Raw genomic sequence first — 13,484 nt, forward strand, 5'->3', positions numbered from 1 at the left:
GGTCGGTTGGGAAGCTGGTGACGATGACCACGACACACGCCGCCGAGGCGCCGCCCCCGAAGGGTCTCCAGGAGCACTTCGACGCGGCGATCGCGCACGACCGGCGCGTCGAGCCGCGCGACTGGATGCCGGACGGGTACCGCAGGACGCTGATCCGGCAGATCGCCCAGCACGCCCACTCGGAGATCATCGGCATGCAGCCGGAGGGCGAGTGGATCACCCGGGCCCCTTCGCTGCGCCGCAAGGCCATCCTGTTCGCCAAGGTCCAGGACGAGGCCGGCCACGGGCTGTATCTGTACTCGGCGGCCGAGACGCTCGGCGTGGACCGCGCGGACCTGACCGAGCGGCTGATCGAGGGACGCCAGAAGTACTCGTCGATCTTCAACTACCCCACCCCGAGCTTCGCCAACGTCGGCGTGATCGGCTGGTTCGTGGACGGCGCGGCGATCTGCAACCAGGTGCCGCTGTGCCGCAGCTCGTACGGGCCGTACGCGCGCGCGATGGTGCGCATCTGCAAGGAGGAGTCGTTCCACCAGCGGCAGGGCTACGAACTGCTGATGACGATGATGCGCGGCACCGACGCCCAGCGCGAGATGGTCCAGGACGCCGTGAACCGCTGGTGGTGGCCGTCCCTGATGATGTTCGGCCCGCCCGACGACGCCTCGCCCAACTCCGCGCGGTCGATGGCCTGGAAGATCAAGCGGCACAGCAACGACGAACTGCGCCGCCGCTTCGTCGACATGACCGTCCCGCAGGCCGAGAAGCTCGGCGTCACCCTGCCCGACCCGGAGCTGCGCTGGAACGAGGAGAGCGGTCACCACGACTTCGGCACCCCCGACTGGGACGAGCTGACGCGCGTCATCAAGGGCGACGGCCCCTGCAACGCCCAGCGGATCCAGCGGCGGCGCACCGCCCACGAGGAGGGCGCCTGGGTGCGCGAGGCGGCCACCGCCCACGCCGCCAAGCAGGCCGCCCGCGCGCGTAAGGGAGCGGCGGCATGACCTCCGAGAAGCAGACCTGGCCGCTGTACGAGGTGTTCGTGCGCGGCAAACGCGGCCTCAACCACGTCCACGTCGGCTCGCTGCACGCCGCCGACGACGCGATGGCCCTCACCCACGCCCGCGACCTGTACACCCGGCGCAACGAGGGCGTGAGCATCTGGGTGGTGCGCTCCGAACACATCGCCGCCTCCACCCGCGACGAGAAGGACCCCTTCTTCGCGCCCAGCGCCGACAAGGTCTACCGCCACCCGACCTTCTACGACATCCCCGACAACGTCCCGCACATCTAGGAGCAAGGGCATGAGCGACGAGCACGTCTATCTGTCCCTGGCCGAGGGACACGAGGACGACACCCGCTGGGCCTACGGCACCGGCTTCGAGGACCCGCTGCACGGCGTCGACACCACCGTGCCCGAGGGCGTCGACGCCAGTGAGCTGGCCGCGGACTGCGTGGCGCTCGCCGACGACGCCCTGGTCTCGGCCCAGCGACTCGCCGAGTGGGTCACCCGCGCCCCCGAGCTGGAGGAGGAGGTGGCGCTGGCCAACATCGGCCTCGACCTCCTCGGCCAGGCCCGCCTGCTGTACGCCCGTGCCGGACAGGTCGACGGCAGCGGCCGGGACGAGGACGCCTACGCCTACTTCCGGGACGCCGGCGACTTCCGCAATGTGCGCCTGGCCGAACTGCCCGGCGGCGACTTCGCGTTCACCGTCGCCCGGCTGCTGGTGCTCGCCAGCTGGCGACTGGCCCACTTCCGGCGGCTGGAGACCCACCCCGACCCGGTGCTCGCGGCGGTCGCCGCCAAGGGCGTCAAGGAACTGACGTACCACCGGCAGTACGCCGCCGAGTGGGCCGTGCGCCTGGGCGACGGCACGGACGAGTCGCACCGCCGGATGCGCGCGGCACTGGACCGGGTCGCCCCCTACCTCGGTGAGCTGCACACGGCGTACGACGTACGGGACGAGGTCGCCGACGACCTGCGCCAGGTCACCGAGGCGGCCGGACTGCCCCTGCCCGTGTACCGGCCGCTGCCCGGCTCCGGCCGGGCCGGCGAGCACACCGAGCATCTGGCGCCGCTGCTGGCCGAGTTGCAGGGCGTGGCCCGCGCCCACCCGGAGGCGACATGGTGACCGCGCTCCTGGACACCCGCCGTGCCCGGCGCCTCGCCGGGCAGGTGCCCGACCCCGAGCTGCCCATGCTGACCCTCGCCGACCTCGGCGTCCTGCGCGAGGTGGAGGTGAGCGGGGACGGGACCGTGGTCGCGAGCCTGACCCCCACCTACTCGGGATGCCCGGCCATGGCCGAGATGCGGGCGCACGTCGCCGCGCGGCTGCGGGAGGCGGGGTACGAGCGCGTGGAGATCCGCACCGTCCTCGACCCGCCCTGGACCAGCGACTGGATCACCGAGTCCGGCCGCCGCAAGCTCGCCGAGCACGGCATCGCCCCGCCCGGACCCGCGCCCCGCGGCCCGGTCTCCCTGGTCCTGTCGCCCACCCGGCTCGCGGTGCCCTGCCCCCGCTGCCATTCGGCGGACACCGAGGAGACCTCCCGCTTCGCCGCCACGTCCTGCAAGGCGCTGTGGCGCTGCCGGACCTGCCGCGAGCCGTTCGAGTACGTCAAGGAGATCTGATGGCTTCGACCGCCCCCGTCTCGGCGCCGCCATTGCGCGCCCGCCGCCGGCGGCCCGTCTTCCACCGTCTGCGCGTCGCGGCCGTCGAGCGGCTGTGCGCGGACGCGGCGGCCGTGCGCTTCGAGATCCCGGACGAACTGGCCGAGGAGTTCGCCTTCGCGCCCGGTCAGTCGCTCACCCTGCGGCGCGAGGTCGACGGCCGGGACGAGCGCCGCTCGTACTCGATCTGCGCGCCGGCCGGTTCCGCGCCGCGCATCGGGGTCCGCGTGGTGCCGGGCGGTCTGTTCTCGGCATGGCTGGTCGACGAGGTGCGTCCGGGTGACACCGTCGAGGTCATGGCGCCCACCGGCCTGTTCACACCGGACCTGACCACCCCCGGGCATCATGTGCTGATCGCGGCCGGCTCGGGCATCACGCCCATGGTGTCCATCGCCGAGTCGGTGCTCGCCGCCGACGACCGCTCGGCCGTCACCCTCTTCTACGGCAACCGCCGCACCGACACGGTGATGTTCGCCGACGAACTGGCCGACCTGAAGGACCTGTACCCGGCCCGCTTCCACCTGGCCCACGTGCTCTCCCGCGAGCCCCGCGAGGCCGAGGTGCTCTCCGGCCGCCTGGACGCCGCACGGCTCACCGCGCTCGTCGGCTCCCTGGTGGACGTGGCCGGTGCCGGCCACTGGTGGCTGTGCGGCCCGCACGGCATGGTCCTCGACGCCCAGCAGGTCCTGACCGGCCTCGGTGTCCCGGCGGACCGCGTCCACCGGGAGCTGTTCTACGCCGACGACGAGCCCGTGCGCGAGGCCCGCCACGAGGAGGCCGGCCCGGGGGGACCCGTCAGCGAGGTCACCATCACCCTGGACGGCCGCTCCACGACCGCCGCCCTCTCCCGGCAGCGGTCCGTCCTCGACGGCGCCCAGCAGACCCGCCCCGACCTGCCCTTCGCCTGCAAGGGCGGAGTCTGCGGCACCTGCCGCGCCCTGGTCACCGACGGCGAGGTCGACATGCGCCGCAACTACGCGCTCGAAACGGCCGAGGTCGACGCGGGCTATGTCCTGACCTGCCAGTCGTTCCCGGTCTCCGAGCGGCTCACCGTGGACTACGACAGCTGACGATGCATCACATCCCTTTGCGCCGGGCCGGGTTGCGGCCGTGCGCGAGGCCTGCGAAGAGGCGGGGCGGCGTGCGGGCCGAGGGCGGCTGCCGAACAGTATGAACGCAATGATCCAAGGGGTGGCCCCGGCGTCGAGGGATTCCTAACATCCCCGCTCGCAGCGCAACTTCGCGCAGAGCACGTACAGGAGCCGCACCTTGACCACACCCGACGCACCCCCGCGGGCCACCGGGGACACCTGCCGCCGCCGGCGCCGCCCGGCCGCGGTGGCCGCCGCCCTCGCCGCCGTGTTCCTCGGCACCGTCTCCGGAGCCCCCGCGCAGGCGGCGGCAGAGCCCGTGCCCGCCGACTGCCCGCCCAACCTGACCGGCCGGGCGACGTGTTACACCGGCCAGGACACCAACGGAGCCCCCTACACGCTGGCCGTGCCGGTCCACTGGAACGGGTCCCTGGTCGTGCACGCCCACGGCGGCCCCGACCTCGGCGACACCCCCGACCCGGCCCGCAGCACCGACGACCTGGAGCGCTGGGCGGTGATGGTCGACCAGGGGTACGCGTGGGCCGGCTCCTCCTACCGGCGCGGTGGCTACGGGGCCCGCATGGCGGCCGCCGACACCGAGAACGTACGCCGCCTGTTCGTCGACCGGTTCGGCCGGCCGGCCCGCACCTATCTGCACGGCCAGTCCTGGGGCGGCAACGTCGCCGCCAAGGCCGCGGAGACCTACGGCACCCGGCCGGGCCGCTACGACGGGGTGCTGCTGACCAGCGGCGTCCTCGGCGGCGGCTCGCGCGGCTACGACTACCGCGTGGACCTGCGAGTGGTCTACCAGTACTACTGCCGCAACCACCCCCGCCCGGCCGAGCCGCAGTACCCGCTGTGGCAAGGGCTGCGCCCCGGCTCCACGATGACGACCGCCGGGCTGCGCGCCCGCCTCCAGGAGTGCACGGGCCTCACCTCCGCCCCGGTGGAACGGACCCCGACCCAGCAGCGCAACCTCGACGACATCCTCGCCGTCACGGGCATCCCGGAGCGCAGCCTCGAATCCCATCTGCGGTTCGCCACCTTCACGTTCCGGGACATCGTGGCGAACCGGCTCGGCGGGCACAACCCGTGGAGCAACCAGGGGGTGCGGTACTCGGGTTCACACGACGACAAGGCGCTCAACGCGGGGGTGGAACGCTTCTCGGCCGACCCCGCCGCACGCCGGGACCTCTCCTACGACAGCGACCTCACCGGCCGCGTCTCCCTCCCGGTCCTCACCCTGCACGCCATCGACGACCCGACGGCCTTCGTGGAGCACGAGTCGGCCTACCGCGCCACTGTCCGCGGCGCCGGCCGGGGCGGCAACCTCGTCCAGACCTTCACCAGGGAGTCCGAGCACAGCGCGCTGAGCGATTCCGAGTACGCCAACTCCATCTCCGCGCTGGACACCTGGGTGCGCACGGGACACCGGCCGACCGCGCGCTCCCTCGCGGCCTCCTGCGGCGCCTTCGACGCGACCTACGGCAGCGGCTGCTTCTACGACCCCGGCTTCCACCCCGCGCCGTACGCCTCGCGGGTGCGGCCCCGGCCCGGCGGGCTCGGCTGGCCCGCCATGACCGCCGCTCGGGAGCGGGCGTGGAGCAGGATCGACGGCGTCGGGATCGCGCCCTAGGGGCGGATCGCGCCCGGGAGGCCGGTCTCGGTCAGTACCGTCCGGATCACGTGGCGGGCGTTGCCGGCCATCGCGGGGTTGGTCTCGTGGTGGTACGGCGGCGCGATCAGTGCTTGCGAGAGGGGCCGGCCCCGGCCGCGCCGCCAGGTCGCGTCGTCCACGCCGAGTGCCTCGCGGAACACCCCCCGGCGCCGGCAGGCAGCAGGTTCCACGCTGGGAAGAGGCCGCAGGCCGGGTCGCCCGCCCCCCACGCACCCGAAGTCGATCACCGCGGCCGGGGCGCCGCAGTCGACGCCTTCCCCGGGCAGGCCGCGCAGTTCGTCGAGCGCGGCCCGGGTCGCCCCGTCCAGCGAGGCGAGCGGGCCGCCCCGGTGGGCCGCCGGCGCGCCCGGCAGGGTGACGCTCCGCATCGCCGCCACGAATCCGGCCGGATCCCGGGCCGGCGGCACGGGATGGCTCAGCGCTCCGGCCTCGGGGATCTCCCCGGGCGGCCACCGGTACACCGACCAGGGCCACGGAAAGCCCTCGGCGGGCAGCCCCGCCCACCGGGGGAACTGCCCGTCGACCAGCCGTCGACCAGCCGGTCGTCGAGGGGACAGGGGTCCGGATGCGTCCGCCCTTGAACCCATGGACCTCATCCGGTTCTTCGACGCGGAGGGCCGTCAAACGCTTTCCCGCCGCCGGGGCCCGCGCGGGTGCCGGGGGAGTGGTGCCGGTGCCGCCGATGTCGGGGGACGGCTCACGGGCGAGCCCTTCGAAGCCTCGCGAGGACCGGCGTGCCGGCCGATGCCGCCACGACCCCCGTGCCCGCCGCCGTCGCCAGAGCGCCCGGCAGGGACCAGGCCGCGAGCGGTCCGGCGGCGGCCACGCCGAGGGCGAACGCGGTGATCTTGAGGCTGGCCCCGGTGGTGAAGATCTGGCCGCGCAGGTGCTCGGGAGCCTCCCGGTGACGCACCGCGAAGAGCGCGGTGAGCTGGGGGCCCTCACCGATGCCCAGCGCGAACGCGGCGGCGACGAGCGCGGCCGGCCGGCCCGTCGCGGCCAGCGCCGGCGCGACGGCCTGGACCAGGGCGCCGGCCCGGACGATCGTGTCCGGGGCGACGGAACGCGGGAACCGCGCGAGTACGGCGTTGGCCGCGAGAGCGGAGGCGGCCGCGCAGGAGAACAGCAGCGCGCCACGGCCCGCCGAGCCGAGGACCCGGGCGCCCAGCAGGGGGACACAGGCCGTCAGCATGCCCCGCGCGGCACAGCTGACGACCGAGACCAGCGTGGCGCGGGCCAGTCGCGGACGCCCGACAACGGCCCGGAATCCGGCGGCGAGGGCGCCGGCCACCGGAACCGGCCGCGCCTGCGGACCGGGGGCGGAGCGTGCGGGCAGCCGCCACGCGCACGGCACCGCCACCGCGACCAGCGCGGCCGAGACCACCACCGCTGCGGAGCCTCCCAGCGCCTCCGCGACGCCGCCGGCGAGCGCAGGTCCGGCCAGGCTCGCCACGCCGAAGGTCATCGCGTCCAGCGCGTTGGCCCGCGGCAGGCGTCCGTCCCTCGCCACCCGGGGGAGCTGCGCGGTCCAGCCGCCCGACAGCGCCGGGCCCAGCAGCCCCGTGAGCACCGCGATCAGGACGGTGACGCCGAGCGGCAGCCGGCCGAGCCCGGCGAGGATCACGGCCAGTCCCGTCGCGTACAGGGCGAGCGCGCCGGCCAGCAGGCGGCCGGGGCGCGCAGCCCGGTCGAGGAGTGCCCCGAGCACCGGTCCGCCGACCGCGGCCGAGACCGTGATGCCCGCGAGCAGCGACGACGCCCCCGTGGCCGAGCCGGTCAGGGCGAGAGCGGCCAGCAGCAGCGCCGGTCCCGACATCTCGTCACCGGCACGCGCTGCCACCGCTCCGGCCAGGTAGGAGCGTATGGAGTAACCCTTCGGCATCCGGGAGACGTTACGGAGGTAACTCAAAACTCCGCAATATGCGTTACATTCACCGGATGTCCTCCCGCCTCGACGACGACTGGTCCACCAGGCACTCCGTGCTGACCACGGCCCGGCGCACCGCCGCGCTCGTCAACGCCCTCGCCGGCGACCGCCCCGACCCGGGAGCGGTCGCCGACGTGCTTCGCGCCTACGGGGAGAAAGGCCCCGTCGAACTCACACCCGCCGATGTCGCCGGGATGCGCACGGCCGCCGCCCTGCTGCGGGAGGTCTTCGCGGCGGACCGGGTCGACACCGCCGCCGACGCGCTCAACAGCCTGCTGCGCGAGCACACGGGACAACTGCGCCTGAACGTCCCACCGGGGCGCCACCCCCTGGCATCCGCACCTCGACCACGACGACGACGCGCCCTGGCCGCAGTGGTTCCTGGCCTCGTCCTGCATGGCGCTCACGGTGCTGGTCTGGGACCACCAGTGCCCACCCGGCCGGGTCTGCGCGTCGGCCGGCTGTGCGAACGTCTTCATCACCCGGGGCAGCGGTCCGGAACGCCGCTACTGCTCGCGCCGCTGCGCGACCCGGGAACGCGTCGCCGCGCACCGCCGCCGGCGCTGACGGACGGCATTCCCCGTGGGTAAAGAGAGAGTAAAGGCCCTCGTGGGGCCGTAGTAGGCTGCCCGAGCAGAAGGCGCCGGCCGGCCGGCGGACCGGGTGGGGGGTGACGCGTGGCTCGATCGAAGGGGGCGTCGGTCGCCGCGCCCCGCGAGCCGCTCCGTATCCCCGCCGCGCTGCGCACGGTGTGGTCGCGCGAGGTCGGCTGGTTCGTCACCATCGGCATCGCGTCGACTGTCGGACAGGCCTTGCTCTACTGGGTGTTGCGCCTGTGGTGGCCCCCGGCCGCCGCCAACCTGGTCTCCCTGCTGGTGCTGACCGTGCTGAACACGGAGGCGAACCGGCGGCTGACCTTCCGGCGGGCCGCCGCGGGGCCGGTCCGCGCCCACCTCGGCGCCGGTGGACTCTTCGTGCTGGGCTACCTGGTGACCTCCGGCGCCGTGCTGTGGTTCACGCACGCCGAGCCCGGTGCCTCGCCCGCCGCCGAGACCGCGGTCCTCGCCGCCGCGTCGGTCGCCGTCACCGTGATGCGCTTCGTGGTCCTGCGGCTGGCCGTCTTCCGCGGACCGCGCGCCCGACGGAGCTGAACCGGCCGCCGCCCTCAGACCTCGAAGCGGCGGCGGGAGGCCTCGATGTGGCCCAGGTACCTGTGGGTCCAGTCGCACATGCGGGCCGTGGTCTCCCGCAGCCCCCGCCCCGGCTCCGTGAGGGAGTACTCGACCCGCGGCGGCACCGTGGGATGCACGCGCCGGGTCACCAGCCCGTTGCGCTCCAGCATCCGCACGTTCTGCGTGAGCATCTTGTGGCTGATGCCCTGGACCTCGTCACGCAACTCGCCGAAGCGCAGCGTGCGCTCGCCCAGCGCGTCGATGATCAGCAGCGCCCACTTGTTGGCAACGTCGGAGAAGATCTCCCGCGCCAGCGAGTCCGCGCGCCGGAGGTCCGCCTCGTCCGGCGAGCCGCTGAACTCCTTGGTCACCATCGGGTTCCCCAGTCACTGAAAAGTGCGTTCTTCCATGTCAGCGGTCACTCTCCTACGGTTCCCCAGTAACCACAAGAGACCTCATGGGCAAGGAGAGCGCATATGGCCATCACCCTGGTGAACCCCGGCGGGCTGCCGGAGATCGATGTCTACCGGCAGGTGTCGATCGCGTCCGGATCGAGGCTGGTCTTCGTCGCCGGGCAGGTCGCCCGGGACGCCGACGGGGTCACGGTCGGCGAGGGCGATCTCGCCGCCCAGACCGAGCGGTGCTACCTGAACGTCGGCACCGCCCTGGCCGCGGCCGGCGCCTCCTTCGACGACGTGGCGAAACTGAACGTCCATGTCGTGGACTGGACCCCCGACAAGATGCCCCTGCTGCTGGCGGGCATCTCCCGGGCCGCCGCAGCGCTGGGGGCGACCCCGCTCGCGCCGGCCACCCTGCTGGGCGTCGCGGCACTGGACGTGCCCGAGCACCTGGTCGAGGTCGAGGCCACCGCGGTCCTCGACTGAACGGCCGCTGCGCGCCCCGGCCGCACCCGCGAGGGCGGCTCAGTCCTGGTCCTGGACGGGGAGCGTGAGCCGGAAGCGGGCACCCCGCCCGACCCCGGTCGTCAGCTCGACATCACCGCCGTGCGCACGGGCGAGGGAACGGGCGATGGCGAGACCGAGCCCGGCATTGGTGCCGTCGGCCCGGCTCCGGGAGCGGTCGGCCCGGTAGAAGCGGTCGAAGACACGATCCGCCTGTTCGGCCGTCATCCCCGGCGCCTCGTCCGCGACTTCGAGCACGGCCCGGCCGCCCACCGTCCCCACCCCGATCCCGACCGGAGTGCCGGGCGGCGTGTGGGCGGCGGCGTTGCCCACCAGATTCGTGACGACCTGCCGCAGCCGCGCCTCGTCGGCGTGGACCGGCGCGGGGGCGGGCGGACCGGCCCCGCCCGGCCCAGTGAGTTCGACCGGGCGCGACGGGTCGAGGACCCGCAGGTCGTGACGGGCGTCGCCCGCGAGGGTGCGCAGGTCCATCGGCGCCGGGTCGAGCTGGCCCTCGGGCGCCTGGTCGAGCTGGGCGAGCAGCAGCAGATCCTCGGTGAGGGCGGTGAGCCGGGTGGCCTCGCGCCGGATGCGGTGCATCGCCTCGTCGACGTCGGACTGCTCGGGCAGCGCGCCCATCCGGTACAGCTCGGCCGTCCCCTTGATGCCGAAGAGCGGAGTGCGCAGCTCATGGCTGACATCCGCGACGAAGGCCCGCATCCGCGCCTCGGACGCCGCCCGGTCGGCGAAGGCCTGTTCGAGCTGGCCGAGCATGGTGTTGAGCGACGCGGCGAGGCGCCCGATCTCCGTGCCCGGCGGAGCGAGCCCGGGGACCCGCCGGGTGAGGTCGCCGTCGGCGATCGCGGCCGCCGTGTGCTCGATCCGGCGCAGCGGCCCCAGCCCCCGCCCGAGGGCGAACCAGCCGACCGCCGTCAGCAGGACCAGCAGCACCGCGCCGCTGACCAGGCTGGTGGTGCGGAGCCGGTCGATGGTGGCGTCGGCGTCGGCCAGCGGCGCCGCGGCGATCACCGTCCCGTCCCGCGCGTCGGTCGGCCGGGCGACGGCCCGCCAGCGCTCCGAGCCGTCCGCGGCCCGCAGATCGACGGCGGTCGTGTCGGTGGGTACGGTGCGCAGCCCGTCGGGCGAGGGCAGGTGCGAGCGGTCCAGGCCGGGGGTGTGCACGCGCCGGGTCACCGCGCCGTCCGGGTCCAGGTACACCAGGTACGGGGCACCCAGCAGATCGAGGCCGGGGCCGAGGAGGTCGGGGCGGACCGCGGCGGCCTCGACGCCCGAGGGACCGATGGCGGGACCCCGCGCGACGAGCGCGGTGAGCGAGCGCAACTGACGGTCCAGCCGGTCGAGTTGGTAGTGCTGCAACTGGTCGGACACGACCGCGCTGACCAGGCTCAGCCCGGTCAGCAGCAGCCCGGCGGTGAGCAGCAGCAGCCTGGCCCGCAACGAGAGCCGCCGCAGCAGGCGCCTCACCGACGGGGCTCGCGCATCACGTAACCCACCCCGTGCACCGTGTGGATGAGCTTCGGCTCCCCGGTGTCGACCTTGCGGCGCAGATACGAGATGTAGGTGTCGACGATGCTGGCGTCGCCGCCGAAGTCGTAGCGCCACACCCGGTCCAGGATCTGCGCCTTGGACACCACGTGCCCGGCGTTCTCCATCAGGTAGCGCAGCAGCCGGAACTCCGTGGCGGAGACGCGCACGGGCAGCCCCGCCCGCGTCACCAGGTGCCCCTCGGCGTCCAGCGCCACCGTGCCCACCGTCAGTACGTCGCCCGGGTGGCCCGTGGTGCGGCGCAGGATGGCGCGGATCCGGGCGATCAGCTCCTCCAGGTCGAACGGCTTGGTCACGTAGTCGTCGGCGCCGAGGGAGAGCCCGGTGACCTTGTCCGCCTGCCGGTCCCGGGCGGTGAGGAAGAGGACGGGCACCGCCCGGCTCCGGCCGGGCGGGCGCCTCTCGCGCAGCCGCCGGACCACCTCGAAGCCGTCCATGTCCGGCAGCATGACGTCGAGCAGCACCAGGTCCGGCGGCTCCTCAACGGCGGCGGCGACCGCCTCGCCGCCGGTCGCCGCCGAGGTCACCCGGAACCCGGCGAAACGCAGCGCCGCCGAGAGCAGCTCGCGCACGGTGGGCTCGTCGTCCACCACCAGCAGCCGCTCGGCGTCTCCTCGGGGCGTCATCGCCCGGCCCGGCCGTTCCATGCCGGCCAGGATACGAACACCCGCCCGCGGGGAGCGTACGCGCCTCGTGCCGCCGCCCTCCGCGCCGTCCCGGGCGTCATACGTCGCGGCGCCGGAAGACGACGAACGCGCAGACCAGCACGGCGGCCACGCCGAGGCACATCCCGCCGAGGTTCAGCCAGGGGTGCGGATAATCGGGGTCCGGGACCGTCGCGAGGACGGCGGACCCGCCCCGGCTCGGCCAGATGTCGACCACACCCTGGAGCCAGGAGGGGAAGAGGCCGGCGACGGAGGGCACCAGGAAGACGATCCCCACCAGGGTGGCCAGGGCCCCCGCCGTGGCCCGCACGATCGTGCCGAGCCCGACGGCGAGCAGCGCGATGGCCGAGAGATAGAGCCCGCCGCCCGTCACGGCGGAGAGCACACCGGGGTCGCCCAGACGCGCGTAGGGAACGTCCTGCGTGGTCAGGACGGCCTGGCCCAGCAGGAAGGACGCGAACATCAGCGCCTGGCCCGCCACCACGGCGACGGCCGCGGCCAGCACCACCTTGGCCGCCAGCAGCCGGTGCCGGCGGGGCGTCGCGGTCAGTGAGGTCCCCATCAGAGCGGTCGCGTACTCGGAGGTGACGACCATGATGCCCAGCACCCCGACGACCAACTGGGCGACGATGTACGTCGTCAGGCTGAGGCTCGTCGGATCCCAGGCCCGCCGCTCCGTGGCCGTCGACGTGCGGTAGATCTCACCGGCGGCGCTCGTCGCCAGGGCCGTGATGCCGAGCCCGACCAGGAAGAGACAGGCCAGCGTGTACCAGGTGGAACGCAGGCTGCGAAGCTTGATCCACTCCGCGTGGAGGGTGCGGGCGAAGGCCACCCCCGGCGTGGTCGGCGTACTCATGCGGTGGCGCTCCCGCGGTAGTCGAGGCTGTCCTTGGTCAGTTCCATGAACGCGTCCTCCAAGGAGGGGCGCCGCGGGGCGAGTTCGCTCAGGACCACGCCGTGCCGGGCGGCGAGCCGGCCGATGTCCTCGGCGGTCATGCCGGAGACGACGAGCGAGGACCCGGCACCCTCCCGCACGCTCGCTCCGGCGGCCGTCAGGCGCGGCGCGAAGGCACCGGCCCCGGGTGTGCGGACGAGCACGGTGGACGCCCCGTTGGCGCGCAGGAACTCGTCCACCCCGGTGTCGGCGATGATCCGGCCCCGGCCGATGACGACCAGGTGGTCGGCGGTCCGCGCCATCTCGCTCATCAGGTGGCTGGAGACCAGCACCGCCCGGCCCTCCCGGGCGAGGGAGCGCATGAAGTCCCGGATCCAGCGGATGCCCTCGGGGTCGAGCCCGTTCACCGGCTCGTCGAAGATCAGCACCCGGGGGTCGCCGAGCAGCGTCGCCGCGATGCCGAGCCGCTGGCGCATGCCGAGCGAGAACCCTCCGGTCCGCTTGCCGGCCACGGCCTCCAGCCCGGTCCTGGCGAGCACCTCGTCGACCCGGCTCCGGGGCAGGCCGTTGCTCACCGCGAGGGCCAGCAGATGGTCGTACGCCTTCCGGCCGCCGTGGACGGCGCCCGCGTCGAGCAGCGCGCCCACCTCCGTCAGCGGTACGGGGAGGTCGCCGTAGCGGCGACCGCCGATGGTGACGGAACCCAGGGTGGGAGCGGCCAGCCCCAGGATCATCCTCATGGTGGTGGACTTGCCGGCGCCGTTCGGGCCGAGGAAGCCGGTCACCTGCCCGGACTCCACGGTGAACGAGAGGTCGTCCACCACGGTGTCGGGCCCGTACCGCTTGGTCAGGCCCATTACGTCGATCCTTGTCATGGGCGGGATCCTGGCGGGCCGGGCCGACCGGTTCCTGAGAGCTTC

General features: G+C 74.0%; 14 protein-coding genes and 2 pseudogenes. 9 read left to right on the plus strand and 7 right to left on the minus strand.

Going from position 1 to position 13,484, the window contains the following annotated elements; all coding sequences use genetic code 11:
- Window positions 1-23 precede the first annotated feature (23 nt).
- The 6 genes from paaA to AC4IHM_RS31140 all read left to right on the plus strand — a co-directional run bounded on the left by paaA (window position 24) and on the right by AC4IHM_RS31140 (window position 5,395).
- On the plus strand, window positions 24-1,001 hold the full coding sequence (gene paaA / locus AC4IHM_RS31115; RefSeq protein WP_490870301.1) for a 1,2-phenylacetyl-CoA epoxidase subunit PaaA: 978 nt from the start codon (window positions 24-26) through the stop codon (window positions 999-1,001).
- On the plus strand, window positions 998-1,291 hold the full coding sequence (gene paaB / locus AC4IHM_RS31120; protein ID WP_490870302.1) for a 1,2-phenylacetyl-CoA epoxidase subunit PaaB: 294 nt from the start codon (window positions 998-1,000) through the stop codon (window positions 1,289-1,291). Before paaA ends, paaB begins: the two co-directional genes overlap by 4 nt.
- A gap of 10 nt (window positions 1,292-1,301) precedes the next feature.
- Window positions 1,302-2,129 carry a 1,2-phenylacetyl-CoA epoxidase subunit PaaC gene (gene paaC, locus AC4IHM_RS31125; protein ID WP_490870303.1) on the plus strand — a complete coding sequence of 276 codons (828 nt, stop codon included), beginning with the start codon at window positions 1,302-1,304 and terminating at the stop codon, window positions 2,127-2,129.
- Complete coding sequence (gene paaD / locus AC4IHM_RS31130; RefSeq protein ID WP_490870304.1) at window positions 2,123-2,629, plus strand: 1,2-phenylacetyl-CoA epoxidase subunit PaaD; 507 nt, start codon at window positions 2,123-2,125, stop codon at window positions 2,627-2,629. The genes paaC and paaD overlap by 7 nt, the downstream gene beginning before the upstream one ends.
- Complete coding sequence (paaE, locus tag AC4IHM_RS31135) at window positions 2,629-3,738, plus strand: 1,2-phenylacetyl-CoA epoxidase subunit PaaE (protein WP_490870305.1); 1,110 nt, start codon at window positions 2,629-2,631, stop codon at window positions 3,736-3,738. The genes paaD and paaE overlap by 1 nt, the downstream gene beginning before the upstream one ends.
- A 199-nt stretch (window positions 3,739-3,937) precedes the next feature.
- The gene (locus AC4IHM_RS31140) at window positions 3,938-5,395 is read left to right on the plus strand and encodes an alpha/beta hydrolase family protein (protein ID WP_490870306.1); all 1,458 of its coding nucleotides are present in this window, start codon (window positions 3,938-3,940) and stop codon (window positions 5,393-5,395) included.
- Here the strand turns inward: AC4IHM_RS31140 and AC4IHM_RS31145 are convergent.
- Window positions 5,392-5,975, minus strand: a pseudogene (locus AC4IHM_RS31145) (protein kinase family protein). The gene AC4IHM_RS31140 and the pseudogene AC4IHM_RS31145 overlap by 4 nt on opposite strands.
- A 159-nt stretch (window positions 5,976-6,134) precedes the next feature.
- Complete coding sequence (locus AC4IHM_RS31150; protein WP_490870307.1) at window positions 6,135-7,319, minus strand: MFS transporter; 1,185 nt, start codon at window positions 7,317-7,319, stop codon at window positions 6,135-6,137.
- Between the two features lie 56 nt (window positions 7,320-7,375).
- On the opposite strand from AC4IHM_RS31150, the pseudogene AC4IHM_RS31155 reads away from it, so the two are divergent.
- Window positions 7,376-7,931 (plus strand): annotated as a pseudogene (locus AC4IHM_RS31155) (CGNR zinc finger domain-containing protein).
- A gap of 110 nt (window positions 7,932-8,041) precedes the next feature.
- The gene (locus tag AC4IHM_RS31160; RefSeq protein ID WP_490870308.1) at window positions 8,042-8,515 is read left to right on the plus strand and encodes a GtrA family protein; all 474 of its coding nucleotides are present in this window, start codon (window positions 8,042-8,044) and stop codon (window positions 8,513-8,515) included.
- A 14-nt stretch (window positions 8,516-8,529) separates the two neighbouring features.
- On the opposite strand, the gene AC4IHM_RS31165 is transcribed toward AC4IHM_RS31160, so the two are convergent.
- Window positions 8,530-8,910: a winged helix-turn-helix transcriptional regulator gene (locus AC4IHM_RS31165; protein WP_490870309.1), complete on the minus strand. Its 381-nt coding sequence runs from the start codon at window positions 8,908-8,910 to the stop codon at window positions 8,530-8,532.
- Between the two features lie 102 nt (window positions 8,911-9,012).
- On the opposite strand from AC4IHM_RS31165, the gene AC4IHM_RS31170 reads away from it, so the two are divergent.
- Window positions 9,013-9,420 (plus strand): RidA family protein, encoded by a 408-nt coding sequence (locus AC4IHM_RS31170; protein WP_490870310.1) that lies wholly within the window; start codon window positions 9,013-9,015, stop codon window positions 9,418-9,420.
- Window positions 9,421-9,459: 39 nt separating this feature from the next.
- Here AC4IHM_RS31170 and AC4IHM_RS31175 read toward each other — a convergent pair whose 3' ends face one another.
- From AC4IHM_RS31175 to AC4IHM_RS31190, 4 genes are all read right to left on the minus strand, one after another.
- Entirely contained in the window at window positions 9,460-10,923 is a 1,464-nt protein-coding gene (locus tag AC4IHM_RS31175; RefSeq protein ID WP_490870311.1) for a sensor histidine kinase, read from the minus strand.
- Window positions 10,920-11,651 (minus strand): response regulator transcription factor, encoded by a 732-nt coding sequence (locus tag AC4IHM_RS31180; RefSeq protein WP_490870312.1) that lies wholly within the window; start codon window positions 11,649-11,651, stop codon window positions 10,920-10,922. Before AC4IHM_RS31180 ends, AC4IHM_RS31175 begins: the two co-directional genes overlap by 4 nt.
- A 76-nt stretch (window positions 11,652-11,727) precedes the next feature.
- Window positions 11,728-12,525, minus strand: coding sequence for an ABC transporter permease (locus AC4IHM_RS31185; RefSeq protein WP_490870313.1), 798 nt, complete (start codon window positions 12,523-12,525; stop codon window positions 11,728-11,730).
- Window positions 12,522-13,439 carry an ABC transporter ATP-binding protein gene (locus AC4IHM_RS31190; RefSeq protein WP_490870314.1) on the minus strand — a complete coding sequence of 306 codons (918 nt, stop codon included), beginning with the start codon at window positions 13,437-13,439 and terminating at the stop codon, window positions 12,522-12,524. Before AC4IHM_RS31190 ends, AC4IHM_RS31185 begins: the two co-directional genes overlap by 4 nt.
- Between the last annotated feature and the right edge of the window lie 45 nt (window positions 13,440-13,484).

Source organism: Streptomyces sp. SL06, from assembly GCF_058244745.1.

Coding starts and splice junctions, on each gene's coding strand:
- AC4IHM_RS31190 (WP_490870314.1), bottom strand. CDS start 13,439: ATGACAAGGATCGACGTAATGGGCCTGACCAAGCGGTACGGGCCCGAC.
- paaC (WP_490870303.1), top strand. CDS start 1,302: ATGAGCGACGAGCACGTCTATCTGTCCCTGGCCGAGGGACACGAGGAC.
- paaB (WP_490870302.1), top strand. CDS start 998: ATGACCTCCGAGAAGCAGACCTGGCCGCTGTACGAGGTGTTCGTGCGC.
- AC4IHM_RS31170 (WP_490870310.1), top strand. CDS start 9,013: ATGGCCATCACCCTGGTGAACCCCGGCGGGCTGCCGGAGATCGATGTC.
- AC4IHM_RS31165 (WP_490870309.1), bottom strand. CDS start 8,910: ATGGTGACCAAGGAGTTCAGCGGCTCGCCGGACGAGGCGGACCTCCGG.
- AC4IHM_RS31150 (WP_490870307.1), bottom strand. CDS start 7,319: ATGCCGAAGGGTTACTCCATACGCTCCTACCTGGCCGGAGCGGTGGCA.
- paaD (WP_490870304.1), top strand. CDS start 2,123: ATGGTGACCGCGCTCCTGGACACCCGCCGTGCCCGGCGCCTCGCCGGG.
- paaE (WP_490870305.1), top strand. CDS start 2,629: ATGGCTTCGACCGCCCCCGTCTCGGCGCCGCCATTGCGCGCCCGCCGC.
- AC4IHM_RS31180 (WP_490870312.1), bottom strand. CDS start 11,651: ATGGAACGGCCGGGCCGGGCGATGACGCCCCGAGGAGACGCCGAGCGG.
- paaA (WP_490870301.1), top strand. CDS start 24: ATGACCACGACACACGCCGCCGAGGCGCCGCCCCCGAAGGGTCTCCAG.
- AC4IHM_RS31185 (WP_490870313.1), bottom strand. CDS start 12,525: ATGAGTACGCCGACCACGCCGGGGGTGGCCTTCGCCCGCACCCTCCAC.